Consider the following 16,829-nt stretch of genomic DNA (forward strand, 5'->3'; position numbering starts at 1 on the left):
TTTTTTGTTATAATTTCATGCCAAGATAGTGATTAATACTGCAAAAGTGGAGTAACAACTTTGGAAGCACGCGTAATCGGTCTGGAAAAACTAGGGAAACACGACGTTGAGATCGTGGGCGGTAAAAACTCTTCACTTGGGGAAATGATCAGTCATTTAGCAAATGCTGGCGTATCTGTACCGGGTGGATTTGCAACGACTGCAGAAGCGTATCGCGAATTCCTTGAACAAAGCGGTCTTAATGCAAAAATCAATGCTGAACTTGCAGTATTGAATGTTGATGATGTCAATGCACTTGCTGAAACTGGCGCAAAAATTCGTCAATGGATCGTAGACACTCCACTTACAGCAGGACTTGAAAAAGAAGTTCGCGAAGCTTTCGCTGCACTTTCAAATGGCAACCCTGATATTGCAGTTGCGGTTCGTTCATCGGCAACTGCTGAAGATTTACCAGACGCTTCATTTGCTGGACAACAAGAAACTTTCTTAAATATTCGTGGTATCGACAATGTCCTTATCGCAATTAAAGAAGTTTTTGCTTCACTTTATAATGACCGTGCTATTGCTTACCGTGTACACCAAAATTTTGCGCATGACGTTGTTGCGCTTTCTGCGGGTATTCAACGTATGGTTCGCTCTGAAACAGGTGCTGCCGGTGTCATGTTTACACTCGATACAGAATCTGGTTTCCGTGAAGCTGTATTCATCACTGCCTCTTATGGTTTGGGTGAAATGGTTGTACAAGGTGCAGTAAACCCTGATGAATTTTATGTTTCTAAGCCATTACTAAGAAATGGTAAGCATGCTGTTATTCGCCGTAATTTAGGTTCTAAACACCAAAAAATGATTTATGGTGATGAAGGTGCTGCGGGTAAATCTGTTGTTGTTGTAGACGTAGAAAAAGCAGATCGCCAACAATTTGCACTCAATGATTTAGAACTTCAAGAACTTGCTAAACAAGCGTTAATCATTGAAGAACATTATGGTTCTCCAATGGATATCGAATGGGCGAAAGATGGTGACGATGGTCAAATCTATATCGTTCAAGCACGTCCTGAAACTGTAAAAAGCCGTGAAAATGTCGGCACAATGGAACGTTACCTGCTTAAACAAAAAGGGACTGTACTTTGTGAAGGTCGTTCAATCGGTCAACGTATCGGTTCAGGTAAAGTACGTATTGTTACTTCTATTAAAGAAATGGACAAAGTACAAGAAGGTGATGTTCTTGTTTCAGACATGACTGATCCTGACTGGGAACCCGTAATGAAACGTGCTGCTGCGATTGTTACTAACCGTGGTGGTCGTACTTGTCACGCTGCAATTATTGCACGTGAATTAGGTGTCCCTGCGATTGTGGGTTGTGGTAATGCAACTGAAGTCTTGACTGACGGTCAAGAAGTAACTGTTTCATGTGCTGAAGGTGATACAGGTTTCATCTATGAAGGTTCGTTGGATTTTGAAATTCAACGTAATTCAATTGAATCTATGCCTAAGCTTCCGTTCAAAATTATGATGAACGTCGGCAACCCTGATCGTGCATTTGACTTCGCTCAAATTCCAAATGAAGGGATTGGCCTTGCACGCCTAGAGTTCATCATTAACCGTATGATCGGTGTGCATCCAAAAGCATTGTTAAACATCGACAGTCTGCCACGTGAAACTCGTGCTGCTGTGATGGCACGTACTGCGGGTTATGCATCTCCAATCGAATTCTACGTTGAAAAACTGGTTGAAGGTATTTCTACGCTTGCTGCTGCATTTACTGATAAGCCAGTGATTGTGCGTATGTCTGACTTTAAGTCAAACGAATATGCAAACTTGATCGGTGGTAAGCTTTACGAGCCAGAAGAAGAAAACCCAATGCTTGGTTTCCGTGGCGCGAGTCGTTATGTATCTGATAACTTCCGTGACTGCTTCGAATTAGAATGCCGTGCATTGAAGAAAGCACGTGATGAAATGGGCCTAACCAATATTCAAATCATGATTCCTTTCGTACGTACTGTGACTGAAGCGAAACGTGTCATTGAATTATTGGCACAAAATGGCTTAAGACGTGGTGAAAACGGTCTTAAAGTCATCATGATGTGTGAGTTACCGACCAATGCATTGTTGGCTGAACAGTTCCTTGAACATTTTGATGGTTTCTCTATCGGTTCAAATGACTTAACTCAGTTAACATTGGGTCTAGACCGTGACTCTGGTATCGTTTCTCACCTGTTTGATGAACGTGATCCAGCTGTTAAAGCATTACTTTCTATGGCAATTCATGCTTGCCGTAAAGCAGGTAAATATGTTGGTATCTGTGGTCAAGGCCCTTCAGATCACCCTGACCTTGCAAAATGGTTAATGGAGCAAGGAATTGAATCTGTTTCACTTAACCCTGACTCAGTTTTAGATACTTGGTTCTTCTTAGCTGAAGAAAAGACTAAACAAGTTTAATAAAACGTGTTAAAAAAGACCCTCTCGTAGGGTCTTTTTTTCATCTACGATTTTTGTATGTTTGGATTTATTTTGAGAATTTAGTTTTATGCAGATTTACTTGGCGAGAAATAATCAACAAGCTGGGCCATATACCATTGAACAACTCAATCAAATGCTTGCGAGCCAACAAGTCTTATTGACTGATTTAGCTTGGCATCAAGGCATGACTGAATGGAAAGCGCTTGGTGAACTTACACAAGGTCAGCTTGTATATACACCTGTTGGATATGTTGCGCCATCAATCATCACACCTGAAAGTAACTATCAGAATAGTACCATTCAAAAAGTCAGTGTAGAAAAAAAAGCACCACAAGAGCTGGCTAGCTTTGGCTCACGGATCTCTGCTAAATTTTTAGATCTTCTACTATGGCTACCTGCAGCAGCGATTCCTTCATTCTTTTTAGAACCGAATCAAATTACGCAACTCAATGCTTTACAGCAAAAAATGCAAAGCAGCACCAATTCAAATCAAATGGTGCAATATCAACAAGAGTTGCTCAATTTAATTCCTGTAGAAGCGTGGCAAAGCGTTTTCTTTTACGTCATTATCATGTTAGCAGTACAAGCTTTTTTGCTTGCTAAATCTGGACAAAGCCTAGGTAAGAAAATAGCAAAAATTAAAATCGTGGATGCCAACACAGACGAAAAAGTAAACTTAACTCGAGTTTTTCTCGTGCGAAGTGTCGTTTTCATCTTCTTGAATATGATCTTCATGCCATTTATTACAATCATCGATCATGCTTTCGCCTTTAGCTCAAAACGTCAAACGTTGCATGACAAATTAGCCAAAACCAAGGTCATAAAGCAATAAAATTTGCAGATATTATTGGGGGATGATTGATCATCCCTTTTTATTTCCATAATATTGATTTTAAAAATAAACATACTGATCGGTCATTAATTCCGAGTAAAAAATTTGGTTTTTATAACAAACATTTAAAGCAACGTTATCTATAGATAAGTTTGTCTAGATGAGGCATAATGCCCTACAACGTAGCGGTGTCAGATCATTGAGAATGTTTATTATTTGTAAATAATAGTCATTTTCAATCATGCGACACTTTAATCGCTATCCCATATTTAAATAGGGAATGGGACTCTTCACCGAGGTTGTAAAATGAGACAAACGATTTTAGCTGTATTGTCTTTATCTACGCTAGCTGCGCTCTTAACTGGGTGTGGTGGTGATATGGTACTTCTAAACTCTAAAGGTCCAGTAGCTTCAGGTCAAAGTGACTTGATGATGAAAGCGATCTATTTAATGCTTTTGGTGGTGATTCCATCAGTTATTATGGCATTGTGGTTTGGTTGGAAATATCGTGCGTCAAATAAAGATGCAGACTATAAACCTACATGGGCACACTCTACTGCAATTGAAATTGTAGTTTGGGGTATTCCTTGTATTATTATTGCTATTCTTGCGTATTTAACATGGTGGGGCTCACATCAATATGACCCATATAGACCATTAACAAATGCTCAAGGTGAAATGGAAGACCATTTAAAAATTCAAGCCGTTGCTGAACAGTTTAAATGGGTATTTATCTATCCTGAACAACAAATAGCTACAATTAACGAAGTTCGTTTCCCAGTCAATAAACCGATTGAATTTCAAATCACTTCTAACTTTACAATGAACTCATTCTTCATTCCAAAGTTAGCAGGTCAGGTTTATGCTATGGCGGGTATGCAAACTAAATTGCACATGCTTGCAGATCAACCTAGCCCAGTTGAGGGTTATCGTGGATTCTCTGCAAACTATAGTGGCTATGGTTTCACTCAAATGCGTTTCAGAGCGCATGCAGTGTCTGACGCAGATTTCAACACTTGGGTTGAAGCTGTTAAAGCAGGCAAAGGTACTTCAATCAATCCAGAAGCAGTTCAAAAAACTGTTTTAGATCAAGCTGAATTTGCCACTCTCAAAGATGGTGACCGTTCTAAACATCAGATTGAAGCAATGGTCAACAATGCTCATACTCCAGAAGAAATAGCACTTGCACATGAAGCTGAACGTAAAGGTCCATTCCCTACTAAGCCTCACGTTGTGACTTATTATTCTTCAGTAGAGCCAGACCTATTCAAGCGTATTATCAATACATACATGAGCAACTACCATGGTGCAGACCATGCAGCAGCTGAACATGCATCTGTTGAACACACCGCTGCTGTAGGGGAATAAGACATGTCTTTGTTATTAGGTAAACTCAACTGGGATGCGATCCCTAAAGAGCCTATTGTACTTGTGACCATGGTTATTATGGCTCTTGGTGCAATTGCAGTTTTTGGTGGTATCACCTATTTTAAAAAATGGGGCTACCTCTGGAATGTATGGTTTAAATCTGTAGACCATAAAAAAATTGGTATCATGTATATTTTTGTATCAGTCATCATGTTGTTACGTGGTTTCGCCGATGCAATCATGATGCGTCTTCAACTGTTCCTTGCAAAAGGTGGCGGTGAAGGTTACTTACATCCAGACCATTACGATCAGATCTTCACCGCACATGGTGTAATCATGATCTTCTTCGTAGCAATGGGTCTTGTTGTGGGTATGATGAACATTACTGTACCTCTTCAAATTGGTGCACGAGATGTTGCTTTCCCATTATTAAACTCTGTGAGCTTCTGGTTATTTGCTGGTGCAGCAGGTCTGATGATGGCTTCACTTGTATTAGGTGAATTTGCTGCGACTGGTTGGATGGCTTACCCTCCTCTTTCAGGCATTCAGTATTCTCCTGGTGTTGGTGTTGACTATTATATCTGGGCGCTACAGATTTCAGGTCTAGGTACACTTTTAACGGGTGTTAACTTCTTTGTTACCATCATTAAAATGCGTGCACCTGGTATGAAACTGATGGACATGCCGATTTTTACATGGACTGCACTTTGTACAGCTGTATTAATCATCGCGGCATTCCCAGTATTGACTGCAACAATTGCAATGTTAACTCTTGACCGCTACTTCGGTTTCCACTTCTTCACCAATGAGCTTGGCGGTAGCCCAATGCTTTATGTGAACTTGATTTGGACATGGGGTCACCCTGAAGTATATATCTTGGTATTGCCTGCATTTGGTCTTTACTCAGAAATCGTTTCAACATTCTCTCGTAAAACATTGTTTGGTTACAAATCAATGGTATATGCGACTGTTGCGATTACGGTTCTTTCGTTCGTTGTATGGCTTCACCACTTCTTTACGATGGGTGCAGGCGCGAATGTCAATGCCTTCTTCGGTATCATGACAATGATCATCGCGATCCCGACTGGTGTTAAAATCTTCTCATGGTTATTCACCATGTATAAGGGCCGTATTACCTTTACATCACCTATGTACTGGACACTTGGTTTCCTTGTGACTTTCGGTATCGGTGGTTTAACAGGTGTATTGATGGCCGTTCCACCAGCAGATTTCCTTGTTCATAACTCTTTATTCCTTATTGCTCACTTCCATAACGTTATTATCGGTGGTGTGGTATTTGGTCTATTTGCAGGTATCACTTTCTACTGGCCGAAAATGTTTGGTTGGAAGTTAAACGAGACTTGGGGCAAAGCGTCTTTCTGGTTCTGGTTCTTCGGTTTCTATTTTGCATTCATGCCGTTATATATCCTTGGTTTCATGGGTATGACACGTCGTTTGAATACTTATGACAACCCAGAATGGGACCCGTACCTTGCAATCGCATTATTTGGTGCAGTTCTTGTTGCAATTGGTATTGCATGTTTCATCATGCAAGTCGTCGTAGGTTACCTACAACGCAATGAAAACATGGATCATACTGGCGATCCTTGGGATGGTCGTGTCCTTGAATGGTCGACTTCATCTCCAGCTCCATTTTATAACTTTGCTGAAATTCCAAAAATCAATGGTATTGATAGTTTCTGGAATGACAAAGAAAATGGTGTAGCGTATGCACGTCCTGCGAAATATGAAGATATTCATATGCCAACTGACCGTGCTGCAGGTTTTGTCATTGCAATGTTCATTACTGTTATGGGCTTCGCTTTAATTTGGCATGTTTGGTGGCTTGTTGTAGTAACTTTCCTTGCAGCTGTAATCAGCTTCATCGTAAGTTCATTCACTAAAAAAGTGGATTACTATGTCCCTGCTGCCGAAGTAGAACGTATCGAAAACGAGCGTTATGCTTTACTTGAAAAATACTTGAAGAAGGACTAAAGACATGACTGAAGTACTTCATCACGACAACCACGGACACGACGAGCATCATCATCACGATGATACAGACATCACCGTCTTTGGTTTTTGGACATACTTGATGAGTGACTTGATTTTATTCGGTACACTCTTCATCGCGTTCGCTGTATTAAGCAGTCATATTCCGCCTGGTACTCCAAGTCCAAAAGAGTTATTTGGTGAGTCTTTAGGTTTCGTACTTGTTGAAACTTTTGCTCTCTTGATCTCTTCTGTAACTTTTGGTTTTGCGGTTCTTGCTTCATACAAGAAAAATGTAAATCAAGTTCTATTGTGGTTAGTGATCACATGGCTCTTCGGTGCTACATTTATTGGTATGGAACTTTATGAGTTCAATCATTTAGTTCATGCTGGTCATGGTCCTAGCCACAGTGCGTTCTTATCTGCGTTCTTTACCTTAGTTGGTACGCATGGTATCCACGTAACTTCTGGTCTTGTATGGATGATCGTGTTGATGATTCAAATCAAAAAATATGGTTTGACTCTTCCTAACACTCGCCGTCTTGCATGCTTAAGCTTGTTCTGGCACTTCCTAGACATCGTTTGGATCTGTGTATTCAGCGTCGTTTACTTACTAGGAGCTTTATAATGAGTCATGATCATAATGCTGCTGGTGCATCGCACGGTAATATCAAGCAATACACAATTGGTTTTATTCTTTCAGTTTTACTCACCATCATCCCATTCGGGATGGTGATGAGCGGAATGACTGGCGGTGTAGTTGTTGCAACTATTGCGATTACTGCGATTGCTCAGGTTCTTGTTCAATTAGTATTCTTCTTGCACATGAACTCATCTTCTGAACAGCGCTGGAATGTGATTGCTTTTATCTATACGATTTTGACCATTGCAATCCTTCTGATTGGTTCTGTTTGGATCATGAACTACTTACATTCAAACATGATGCTCTAGGGTGTCATGTTGAAGAAATATCTATTCCTGACTAAACCAGGAATTCTCTTCGGTAACTTCGTTACCACTTTGGGCGGCTTTTTCTTAGCCGCTCAAGGTTCAGTAGATTTCCTATTGCTTCTCATTACCCTTCTTGGAACAACACTTGTGGTTGCTTCAGGTTGTGTTGTCAACAACGTCATTGACCAAGACATTGACCAAAAAATGCAACGCACAATGAATCGTGCCCTTGTCAAAAAAACCATCAGTCCTACAGTTGCTTTAATTTTTTCTGCAGTACTGGGTTTGATTGGCTTTGCTTTGTTGTGGTTTTTTGTCAACGCCTACGCTTTTGGCTTTGCAGTACTCGGTTTTGTTGTTTATGTGATTTTTTATAGTCTTTGGAGTAAACGTACCACCATTCACCAAACAGTGATTGGCAGTATTTCTGGCGCAAGCCCTCCTGTCATCGGTTATACCGCTGTTTCTAACGAGTTTGATGTTGCTGCATTATTGCTTTTTTTAGCTTATGCACTTTGGCAAATGCCGCATTCTTGGGGAATTGCAGTTTATCGTTTTGATGATTATAAAAATGCGAATATTCCAATTTTGCCTGTTGCACGTTCTATATATCGCACAAAAGTTGAAAGCTTAATTTATGTGTTGTTATTTGCTGCAGTTTTAAATGGTTTATATTGCTTTGGCTATACCAATATTTTCTTCTTAATCACCTTTAATGCACTATGCGCCTACTGGGTGTATTTATCCATCATCGGTTTTAAAGCAGAAAATGACCAGCTTTGGGCGAAAAAATATTTCTTATATTCTGTGATTTTAATTACCGCTTTAAGTTTTAGCTTTAGTTTTAGCTACATCTCCCCTGCACCACATTTACCGCTTTTCTAAAAAGATAGAGTTCAACTCTATCTTTTTTTATTTCTCAATTTCTTTGCTTTAATTGTTGTTTTCTATTTTTCTGATTGCATTCCCTTGTTATCATCTTACCAAGAATTACAAATTTTAAGCCCATTATGAAATCTAAAAAATCATTCCTCTATACCGTACTATTCGGTTCTGTTTTACCTTTATTTTCATATAGCTCTGCTGTATATGCAGGCGTTGAAGATATTTGTAGTCCTGACTTTAGCATGCAAGGCAAAGTATATTCTGATTGTAGCAATTTACCCGTATTCGTCCCTGCCAATGATAACCATAGCAATATAGTCTTATTACTCAGTGACCTTGGTTTAGCCAATATCGAACCCTATCAAGGTGATCAAAACTTGTGGGATTCAACTTATGCGACTGTACCGTTTGATTCCACGACCTTAACCAGTATGGCTAAAAATAGAATCTCAAATCATCGTACACAATTTAAAGAAGTAGATAGTTATTATGATGAACGCTGCGCAACCTTAGCGAGTGGACAAATCAGTTTTATTGAGCAAGTCAAAAATAATAAAAATCTTTCTACTGCAGAAAAACAAACTTTGATCGCTGAACGTAAGAAAATCTCTGAATGTAATAATAAAATTCCACTTCTGTCTGTTGACCCGCAATGGTCAGCCACTGCTCGCCAATACGCTTCTTATTTAAATGCAACGATTGCTTTTTACAATACTAACTTTTCTACAGCGACTAAGATATATTCAGTATTAAGCACCGTTGATGATGCATGGTTAAAAGAAACCTCTCAATATATGCTCATTCGTTCAAGTCTGAATATGGCTTATGCGACTGGAACAAATCAGTATGGCAATGTAGATTTAGATAAAATCAATCAAAACCTGCTAAAGCAATTCCTAGACAATATCACCAGTTATTTAAAGCTTTATCCAAATGGTCAATATGCGGCTAGCGCCCGAGGCTACATGCGTCGTGGTTTTTGGCTGACAGGTCGTCAAGATTTACTAGTCAATGAAATTGTGTGGCAAATACAAAATCCTAGATCTAAATACTATAATTTAGATGTAAGTCAGCTTCCTGCGGAAATAGATCGCCGTGTATTTGGCAGCCAATACTTCAATATCAAACATTTAAAAGATCCTTTCTTTTTGGCAACTTATGATTTGATGCAAATGCGAGAATCATCATCGGAAAACTATAAACCAATCACGTGGTCACAGCTGAGTGCGCAAAAAGACGATTTCAAAACTCAACCTGAGCTATTTCAATATTTACAAGCTGTACATCTTTTTTATGTTCAAAACAAAACTCAAGAAGCTTTAAATTATTTGCCGAAAAACATTTCTGTCGCAAATAACTATCTCCAACTCAGTCAGGTCTTTTTGAAAGGACAAATTTTAGAGAAAAGTAATCCAACTCAAGCTGAACAATATTGGTCACAATGGCTTAATCAATCAAAAAATACCTATCAACGTGGTTTATTTGAAACTGCGCTGTCAAATCATCTCAATACTAAACAAGACCTAAATGCCTTTATTGGTAAAAATCCAACCATCAAACAAATCAACTTACAAAAACGCTTTATCATTTTCAAAGCCAATGAAGCATCTTTGCAAAAAATCATACAAAGCAACGAGGCAAACCTAGACCAAAAGCAAGCTGCAATTTATACCTTATTAAACAAATCCTTAGTGCATAGAAATTATGCCTTATTTAATCAGTATTATAAATATTTACCGAAAGATGCAGCACAATATAAAAGCTATGAAGGCGCCGAAAAACTGAAGAACAAACCACCATTCGCAGACTTTATTTGGAATGGTTCAAATATCACCACACAACTTAAATGTTCAGATTTGATAACACTCACCAGCCAATTAGAGAAGTCTCCGACAGATCCTTTTTTGAATATTTGTATGGGTGAATATGTTCGTAGTGGACAATATGGGCTACCCTACCAACTGAATGAAGAGAATGATCTTAGTTCATTTCAAGGAAAGCCATTTACTCGTGGGGAAATTTATAAAAAAGTAATTAAAAATGGCTCTAAAGGTGATTTGCAGGCTTATGCACTTTATCGTGCAATCATGTGTTATTCACCAAGTGGCATTAATGATTGTGCTGACCAAGAGGTTGCAAAAAGCGTGCGTAAACAATGGTATGACCAAATAAAAAGTGATTATCCAAATACAACTTGGGCAAAATCTTTAAAATACTATTGGTAATCAGGTGATCCATTGATGTTTAAGCAGATTTGTTCGGTTCTGATTACTATTAGTTATACGTTGAGTTTAATTGCCTGTCAACCGAGTCAATCTGCATCATCAGCTTCATATCATATAAATGCCAATGATTATGATGCCTTTTGGATTTGGGGCGGGATTAAATCTGCGCCCTATTTAAATAAAGCCAAACAAGTTTACATTCTACAAGGCGAAATCAGAATTGATGAAACTTCAAAACAATCGATTCTGATTGCTCAAGGTGTTTCAGTACTCAACATTCCACATCAGAAAGTATGGTTGGTCTTTCGCAATCATCATTTGAATTGGCAAAACCACGAATTAGATAAAATTCTAAAGCGTGTTCGACAATGGGAAAACTCAGGTAATCATATTCAAGGAATTCAAATAGATTTCGATGCGAGGACTAAAAACCTTCATGAATATGGCTTATTTTTACAACAACTTAGAAAACAGCTTCCTCAGCAATATCAACTCAGTATTACCAGTTTAATGGACTGGACGAATATTCAGGATAAACAAACACTTAGGCTATTTCGTGATAATATTAGTGAAATGGTTATCCAAACTTATCAAGGTTCGACGACAATTCCCAACTATCAAATGTATCTGAAAAAAGTCTCAGCAATGAAACTGCCCTATAAAATAGGCTTGGTACAACATGGTGAATGGGATCGGCAACTTAAATTTGAGAATGACCCGAATTTTAAAGGCTATGTGGTGTTTTTATTGCGACAATAATGAATGATTAACGCCCATAATATTCAACTCACAGTCATCTGTTATCAACAACAATTCAGCTTAGAATAAAACGGAAATAAAAATCTGAATATTAAATTGTGTTTATAGCTAAACTTTCCTATAATAAGCCCTCGCAATTTTTGCGGCACAATCCTGTTGGCTTTTTAAGTTAACGCCGATTGTGACTCCTTGCTTCGATCTTTCTAATAAGGTTGGGGCTGCATAAACCGTAAGGAGCTGACAATGCGTCACTACGAAATCGTAATTCTGGTACACCCAGACCAAAGCGATCAAGTGGTAGGTATGGTAGAACGCTATATCTCTCACATTAAAGATGCTGAAGGTCAAATTCACCGTCTTGAAGATTGGGGCCGTCGCCAATTGGCATACCCAATTAACAAAATTCACAAAGCGCATTACATTTTGATGAACATCGAATGTAACCAAACTACGCTTAATGAATTAGAAGAATTGTTCCGTTATAACGATGCAATCCTTCGTAACGTTATTATTCGTCGTGAAAACGCGATCACTGAAGAGTCATTATTGGCGAAAAGTGCTGAAGAAAAACGCGCGCGTAAAGCACAGCGTGAAGAAGCACAACACGCTCAAGACTCTGCTGAAGCTTAAGGAGAACATCAATGGCACGTTTTTACCGTCGTCGCAAGTTCTGCCGCTTTACAGCTGAGAACGTTACGTACATCGACTACAAAGATATCGACACTTTAAAACAGTACATCACTGAAAATGGCAAGATTGTTCCTAGCCGTATTACAGGTACTAAAGCTCGTTATCAACGCCAATTAGCACTTGCAATCAAGCAAGCTCGCTATTTAGCATTGATTCCTTACACTGACAATCATAAGTGAGGTTGAGCCGTGGATATTATTTTATTACAACGCATTAAAAACCTTGGTAAATTAGGCGATAAAGTATCAGTTAAAGCTGGTTACGGCCGTAACTTCCTTATCCCTCAAGGTAAAGCAGTTGCAGCGACTGAAGCGAACACTGCTGCTTTCGAAGCTCGTCGTGCAGAACTTGAAAAGCAAGAAGCTGATATTTTAGCTGCTGCTCAAGCACGTGCTGACCAATTGAACGAAGTTAACATCGTGATCACTGCTAAAGCTGGTGACGAAGGTAAACTATTCGGTTCAATCGGTACTCGTGACATCGCTGACGCGTTAACGAATGCTGGTCTTACTGTAGACCGTGCTGAAGTTCGTTTACCGAACGGTGCGCTTCGTCACACTGGTGAATTCAACATCGCAATCCAATTGCACCATGATGTTGTTGCAGAAGTTCTCGTTACTATCGTATCTGAGTAATTTCTCATCAAAAAAAGAGCATGCAATCGCATGCTCTTTTTTTATCTTTACGATTTAGCATTTCACTGTGTTTTTATTATTTCACTTGAATAATACGCCCTTCTTGCGCATTCTGTTGTACACTTAAATAGATCGATGTAAAGTTTAATCAATATTGTTTTTATTTTACTAACCATTTAAAAATCAAGGTTTTATATGTCTCAGGCTACCGCCAATGCTTCTACAAATACTTTTAAAGCTGACGCAAAAAATAATGAAAATGCGCAGTTAAAGGAATTTCGTACGCCACCTCATAACTTGGCGATTGAACAAGCTGTACTTGCTGCATTGATGACCGTTGCTGAATCCTTTGAACAAGTCAGTGATGCTTTAAATGAAAATGATTTTTATGCGACACGTCATAAATACATTTTCCGTGCAATTGAAAAACTTGCACAAGAGAACTCGCCTTATGATGCGGTCTTGGTCAACGACTGGTTAATCAAACAAAACCTACTCGATGCAATCGGTGGTGAAGAATATTTGATGCAGTTGATGGCAGATTCACCTTCAAGTTTCTATAACCTTGAAACCTACGCCGGAAAAATTAAAGAATTTTCAACACTCAGAAGTATGATTAAAGTCAGTAATGAAATTCTGCAAAATGCCTATGACACCAAAGGTCGTGATGTCAGCGAAATTTTAGATCTTGCTGAAACCAATATTTTCTCAATCGCAGAACAACATAATAACAACGCCAAAGCCCAAGGGCCAAAACCCATTACCTCGGTTGTTGCCGATGTTTTTGATAAGTTAAATGAACTTTCTCAAATGGAAGGCAATATCACAGGTTTAACCACTGGCTTTATGGAGCTAGACAATAAAACCTCTGGGATGCAAGCAGGTGACATGATCATTGTCGCGGCACGTCCATCGATGGGTAAAACTACTTTTGCGATGAATTTAGTCGAAAGTGTTTTATTTAACTGTGACTTACCTGCTTTGGTATTCTCCATGGAGATGCCTGCAGATTCGATCGCAATGCGTTTGATTTCTGCCTACGGTAAAGTTCATCAAGGACATTTACGTGCTGGTAAATTAGATGGTGATGAATGGTCAAAAGTCACTGGAACAATTTTACAGTTGCAAGAAAAGCATTTGTATATCGATGACTCCTCTGCCCTACCACCAACTGAATTACGTGCGCGCGCTCGTCGTATTGCCAAACAGCACGGCGGAAAACTCGGTTGTATTATGGTCGACTATTTACAGTTGATGAAAGTACCTGGTATGGGCGATAACCGTGTAGGTGAAATTGGTGAAATTTCTCGATCACTTAAAGCTTTAGCCAAAGAAATGATGTGTCCTGTCATTGCACTTTCTCAGTTAAACCGTTCTCTAGAGAACCGTCCCAATAAACGTCCAGTCATGTCAGATTTGCGTGAATCTGGTGCTATCGAGCAGGATGCCGATTTAATTATGTTTATTTACCGTGATGAGGTTTATAACAAAGAATCCAAAGAAGCTGGAACAGCAGAAATTATCATTGGTAAACAGCGTAATGGCCCAATTGGTACCGTTCGTTTAGCTTTTGAAGGGCAATATACTCGTTTCAGTAACTTGTCGCCTGAGTATTATGCCCAGTATGAAGATGAAGAATAAAATTCTTCCACATCAATTCATCGAATCATAAAGAAGAGATTTTAAAATTCAAACTTTTGAACTTAAAGTCTCTTTTAATTCATATATATTCAGTATCCATTGCTCATAATCATCTGAATCTCGCCACAGCTCATCCAATTCTGAATTTTCACTGGTCAATAAATCCAAGGCACGAATTGCTTTGGGAATAAGTGCATAATGGGTTTTATTTTTATTCTGTTCTAACCACTTTTCTATGGGTTCAGGATAATCGTCTTCTTCCCCGATAGCATCAGCAAAAGATTTTACCAAAACATCGGCCGCGGCATGTGCAACACAACCAATATCAGCATCAATAAATTCTTCTTTTGCCATCTCTATAATTTGATTGAAAGCATCTTCAATCACCACATAACCATCACCTTCTTCAAATTCATAAGCCCAATCACTGGCAGTATCATTTCCAAAAGGTTCATGTGACCATGCTCCCATATTCCCCTCTCAAATAAATGTATAAAATTGAATATAAAATGTACGATTTTGTGTAAAAAATAAAGTTCTATATTTTTACAAATTATGTGCAACTCAAATTTATATAATAGGTCATGCAAATTTTATCGATACAAAATGTGATCTTGATTCAAAACACAAATGTTTATATTTATTTGAGCTTGATCGGTCTAGAATATTCACTGTTTTAATGTAGTTCTACACATTTAAAACCTTTCTTTTATTCACAATCTCAGTTTTAAGCACAATTCAATATTTGTGTTCCCAAAGGAGTAACTAGGGTGCGTCAAGCAACAGTTTATATTGACAGTGAAGCACTGCAATATAATTTAAACCGTGTCAAACAACTTGCCCCAACCGCTAAAATTGTAAGTATGGTCAAAGCCAATGCTTATGGACATGGAGTAAAAGACTGTTTAGCCGCCTTAAGTTCAACAGATGCCTTTGGTGTTGCCTGCCTACAAGAAGCTTTAGAAATACGTGAATTGGGTTATTTACAACCCGTCACATTAATTGAGGGTATTTTCGATGCAGATGAGATGACAACCGTCATTGAAAATAACTTTGAGATTGTTGTACATCACCCAGTTCAAGTTGAATGGTTACTTGAACACAAACAACAATATATAGCCAAAGACTTAAAAGTATGGGTAAAACTCAATAGCGGTATGAACCGTTTAGGTTTTAAAGAATCGAAAATTATTGACGTGGTTCATTCGCTGAAAGCACATGGTTTTACTTGTGTTTTAGCGATGCATTTCGCCAATGCAGATGCTGAAAACCATCCGTTAAATGAACAACAAAAGCATCAATTCCTACAGGTAAAACAAGCCTGCGAACCGATTATGGCTTCATGTTGTAATTCTGCGGCTATCTTTAAATGGCCTGAACTGAATTTTGATTTTGTTCGTCCGGGTATTATGCTTTATGGTGCATCGCCATTTGCAGACAAATCTGCACATGACTTAGACATTCAGCCTGTGATGACTTTTACTGCTGAAATTATTGCACTGAATCATATTCAAGCGGGTGAATCTGTTGGTTATGGCTCAACATTTATTGCTGAGCAAGCAATGGATATTGCAATTGTGTCGATTGGTTATGGTGATGGTTACCCTCGTGCCTTTCTAAAACAGAATTATGTATCCATTCAAGGACAAAAGACCCGTGTCATTGGTCGTGTTTCGATGGATATGATTGCTATTGATGTAACAGATTTACATGCACCTTTAGGCACAGAAGTTGAATTGTGGGGCAAAAACCGCTTAGTCGATGATGTTGCTGAGGCAAATGGTACCATTGGTTATGAATTATTGTGTCGTTTAAGCACACGCCCAGTCCGTAAACAGCTTTAATCTTGGCAATAAAAAAATCCAAGCACATGCTTGGATTTTTAATCATTTATACTTCGACCTGTTCAATGTCATACAATAAAGCTAATAATTCAGATACTTCATCATCTTTCAGATCTAAGGGTTGAAAGCTGTCATAGCCTTTAGCATTAAAATATTGCTGAATTTGGCTATTGCGTCTTACATATTTCATTGACCATTGTGAAAAATGCCCACCATCAACCAAAGCCGTTGTTTTAAATCGTTTGATTTGATGATGTCTTGGATCACGCATCAACTTTTCAAATAAAAACTTTATTGAAGCGTCTTCACCCTCTAAACACTGAAAAAAATATTGATCTGCAAAATACAAAACACCATGAATATCATGCTTGGTATTAAAATTTCGAGCTTCATTTAAGATTTCTCTTAAATCATTTAAAACCTCATGCTCAGATGATGTGGTACGACTTGCATAACATAGCTGAATCATTTATGTATTTTCTCAAATATATTTTAGCTGCTTTATGAATGACATAGTCTAAATTAAATTGATGGTTAATACATCTTA

At 38.5% G+C, this 16,829-nt stretch carries 16 protein-coding genes; 14 read left to right on the top strand and 2 right to left on the bottom strand.

Features of this window, described 5'->3' with window-relative positions:
* The first annotated feature begins 60 nt into the window (after positions 1-60).
* The 13 genes from ppsA (at position 61) to dnaB (ending at position 14,438) form a co-directional block, all read left to right on the top strand.
* The gene (ppsA, locus tag ACY45D_RS11065) at positions 61-2,439 is read left to right on the top strand and encodes a phosphoenolpyruvate synthase (RefSeq protein ID WP_463106799.1); all 2,379 of its coding nucleotides are present in this window, start codon (positions 61-63) and stop codon (positions 2,437-2,439) included.
* 88 nt (positions 2,440-2,527) lie between these two features.
* Positions 2,528-3,292: an RDD family protein gene (locus ACY45D_RS11070; RefSeq protein ID WP_463106800.1), complete on the top strand. Its 765-nt coding sequence runs from the start codon at positions 2,528-2,530 to the stop codon at positions 3,290-3,292.
* 306 nt (positions 3,293-3,598) lie between these two features.
* On the top strand, positions 3,599-4,660 hold the full coding sequence (cyoA, locus tag ACY45D_RS11075) for a ubiquinol oxidase subunit II (protein WP_463106801.1): 1,062 nt from the start codon (positions 3,599-3,601) through the stop codon (positions 4,658-4,660).
* Positions 4,661-4,663: 3 nt separating this feature from the next.
* The gene (gene cyoB, locus ACY45D_RS11080) at positions 4,664-6,655 is read left to right on the top strand and encodes a cytochrome o ubiquinol oxidase subunit I (RefSeq protein WP_463106802.1); all 1,992 of its coding nucleotides are present in this window, start codon (positions 4,664-4,666) and stop codon (positions 6,653-6,655) included.
* Positions 6,656-6,659: 4 nt separating this feature from the next.
* Positions 6,660-7,280 carry a cytochrome o ubiquinol oxidase subunit III gene (cyoC, locus tag ACY45D_RS11085; protein ID WP_120383799.1) on the top strand — a complete coding sequence of 207 codons (621 nt, stop codon included), beginning with the start codon at positions 6,660-6,662 and terminating at the stop codon, positions 7,278-7,280.
* Positions 7,277-7,603, top strand: coding sequence for a cytochrome o ubiquinol oxidase subunit IV (gene cyoD, locus ACY45D_RS11090; protein WP_171407784.1), 327 nt, complete (start codon positions 7,277-7,279; stop codon positions 7,601-7,603). The genes cyoC and cyoD overlap by 4 nt, the downstream gene beginning before the upstream one ends.
* Before the next feature lie 6 nt (positions 7,604-7,609).
* Positions 7,610-8,488, top strand: coding sequence for a heme o synthase (cyoE, locus tag ACY45D_RS11095; RefSeq protein WP_463106803.1), 879 nt, complete (start codon positions 7,610-7,612; stop codon positions 8,486-8,488).
* Between the two features lie 125 nt (positions 8,489-8,613).
* Positions 8,614-10,713, top strand: coding sequence for a hypothetical protein (locus ACY45D_RS11100; RefSeq protein ID WP_463106804.1), 2,100 nt, complete (start codon positions 8,614-8,616; stop codon positions 10,711-10,713).
* A 15-nt stretch (positions 10,714-10,728) separates the two neighbouring features.
* Positions 10,729-11,472: a DUF3142 domain-containing protein gene (locus ACY45D_RS11105; RefSeq protein WP_463106805.1), complete on the top strand. Its 744-nt coding sequence runs from the start codon at positions 10,729-10,731 to the stop codon at positions 11,470-11,472.
* A 243-nt stretch (positions 11,473-11,715) separates the two neighbouring features.
* Complete coding sequence (gene rpsF, locus ACY45D_RS11110) at positions 11,716-12,102, top strand: 30S ribosomal protein S6 (protein ID WP_010115947.1); 387 nt, start codon at positions 11,716-11,718, stop codon at positions 12,100-12,102.
* Between the two features lie 11 nt (positions 12,103-12,113).
* Positions 12,114-12,341 (top strand): 30S ribosomal protein S18, encoded by a 228-nt coding sequence (gene rpsR, locus ACY45D_RS11115; protein ID WP_004719336.1) that lies wholly within the window; start codon positions 12,114-12,116, stop codon positions 12,339-12,341.
* Between the two features lie 9 nt (positions 12,342-12,350).
* Positions 12,351-12,797, top strand: a complete 447-nt coding sequence (gene rplI, locus ACY45D_RS11120; protein WP_463106806.1) for a 50S ribosomal protein L9 — start codon at positions 12,351-12,353, stop codon at positions 12,795-12,797.
* A gap of 195 nt (positions 12,798-12,992) precedes the next feature.
* Positions 12,993-14,438 (top strand): replicative DNA helicase, encoded by a 1,446-nt coding sequence (gene dnaB / locus ACY45D_RS11125; protein WP_463106807.1) that lies wholly within the window; start codon positions 12,993-12,995, stop codon positions 14,436-14,438.
* Positions 14,439-14,486: 48 nt separating this feature from the next.
* Here dnaB and ACY45D_RS11130 read toward each other — a convergent pair whose 3' ends face one another.
* Positions 14,487-14,909: a DUF4259 domain-containing protein gene (locus ACY45D_RS11130; protein WP_463106808.1), complete on the bottom strand. Its 423-nt coding sequence runs from the start codon at positions 14,907-14,909 to the stop codon at positions 14,487-14,489.
* A 299-nt stretch (positions 14,910-15,208) separates the two neighbouring features.
* Between ACY45D_RS11130 and alr the strand changes: the two genes are divergently transcribed.
* Positions 15,209-16,282, top strand: coding sequence for an alanine racemase (gene alr / locus ACY45D_RS11135; protein WP_463106809.1), 1,074 nt, complete (start codon positions 15,209-15,211; stop codon positions 16,280-16,282).
* Between the two features lie 46 nt (positions 16,283-16,328).
* Here alr and ACY45D_RS11140 read toward each other — a convergent pair whose 3' ends face one another.
* Positions 16,329-16,751 carry a BLUF domain-containing protein gene (locus tag ACY45D_RS11140; protein ID WP_463106810.1) on the bottom strand — a complete coding sequence of 141 codons (423 nt, stop codon included), beginning with the start codon at positions 16,749-16,751 and terminating at the stop codon, positions 16,329-16,331.
* Between the last annotated feature and the right edge of the window lie 78 nt (positions 16,752-16,829).

Source organism: Acinetobacter sp. BZX-2 (genome assembly GCF_055179795.1).